Here is a 1,544-nt window from a genome sequence, read left to right as displayed (position 1 = left end):
CTAGACCACATGTTCGCCTGAGGTAGGGCGACCCGTCTCACAGTATGCAGGTTATCGAGGGTTGCGCTGGATATCCCGGCGCCGAGCCTCATGCATAGGAGACGGGCCATGGACGAGCATATCACCTACATCGGTTTGGATGTTCACAAAGAGACGATTTCGGTCGCTCTAGCAGTTGGAGACCGGCGCGGGGAGGTTCGCGAACACGGGCGGATATCGAATACGCCTGCGGCATTGACGCGCCTTTTGAGCAAGCTCTCCCAGCCGGGAGCGGTGCTGCGCTTCTGCTACGAAGCTGGACCGTGCGGCTACAGCATTCAGCGGCAGCTGAGCGCGGCGGGGCACGATTGTGTGGTGGTCGCGCCGTCGCTGATCCCTCGCAAGCCGGGAGATCGGATCAAGACGGACCGTCGTGACGCCGTCAATCTGGCGAAGCTACATCGGGCCGGCGAACTGACGCCGGTATGGATTCCCGACCTTGCCCATGAGGCAATGCGCGATCTGGTTCGCGCACGCCTGGCCGCGGTTCGTAGCTTGCGACAGGCCCGCCAGCAGCTCTCCGGATTTCTGTTGCGTCACGGTTTCCACTATAATCGTCCCGCATGGACGCAGATGCATCGCCGCTGGCTGGCTGGGCTACGGTTTGAACAACCCGCCCATCACATCGTCCTGGAAGATTGTATGTCAACGATCGAAGCCGCAACGGCCCGTCGTGATCGGCTGACGGCACAGATCGAGGCCATGCTCGTGGACTGGGCATTGGCGCCAGTGGTCCACGCCCTGCAGGCGCTTCGCGGAATGGCCCTTGTGACGGCCGCGACCGTGATCGCGGAACTCGGCGACATCACTCGCTTCGGCAATCCTCGCCAACTCATGGCCTATCTCGGTCTGGTCCCTTCGGAACATTCCAGCGGCGGAACCAGGCGTCAGGGCGGCGTAACGAAAGCAGGCAACGGAACCGCCCGGCGAATGCTGATCGAGGCTGCCTGGAGCTATCGGTTCCCTGCAAGGATCAGCCGTGAACAATTGCTCCGGCAGGAGGGGCTGCCCAAGCCGATCCGCGATACGGCATGGAAGGCTCAGCTGCGACTGTGCGGCCGTTACCGAAAGCTCACCAGAGCCGGCAAGCCGGCCACCACCGTGACTACGGCGATCGCTCGCGAACTGGCCGGCTTCGTCTGGGCAATCGCAGTTCAAGTGCCGCAGCCGACGAACTAACCGCCGTGCGATGAACCAAAGGCATCAAAGGAGGAGCGAATAGTTTTGAGCCATCTGCGCCTGGGTAAGGCCGGAGGCACGGTCACGGCAGGAGAACCCTCGCTTCCACTATCAGCCGGGTCACAATCCGACGCTGGATCCTAGACCGAGGCAGCTCCGCGACGCATCAGGTCCTGCGGTAACCAACCCGCGTATCAGAGCATGATCAACCGTCGTTCATTGACCGTGCCTCCTGCCTTGCCCAGAGCAGCCATTTCGCCACAACGCTTGCCCATGGCAAGCGAACGATTTTTCACACCTGCGACTTGAAACAGCGAACATGAGAG

Annotated in this window: 1 protein-coding gene; it reads left to right on the top strand. The window is 61.7% G+C overall.

Annotated elements, in window-relative coordinates; all coding sequences use genetic code 11:
* The first annotated feature begins 108 nt into the window (after positions 1-108).
* Positions 109-1,218, top strand: coding sequence for an IS110 family RNA-guided transposase (locus tag CKW40_RS42165; RefSeq protein ID WP_095205374.1), 1,110 nt, complete (start codon positions 109-111; stop codon positions 1,216-1,218).
* Positions 1,219-1,544: the final 326 nt, after the last annotated feature.

Source organism: Mesorhizobium carmichaelinearum (assembly GCF_900199455.1).
GTDB lineage: Bacteria > Pseudomonadota > Alphaproteobacteria > Rhizobiales > Rhizobiaceae > Mesorhizobium > Mesorhizobium carmichaelinearum.
Note: the sequence above shows the minus strand (reverse complement) of the source record. Positions and strands in the feature narration are given on the sequence as shown.

Excerpts from the sequence above, each read along its gene's own strand:
- CKW40_RS42165 (WP_095205374.1), top strand. The coding sequence starts at position 109 with ATGGACGAGCATATCACCTACATCGGTTTGGATGTTCACAAAGAGACG.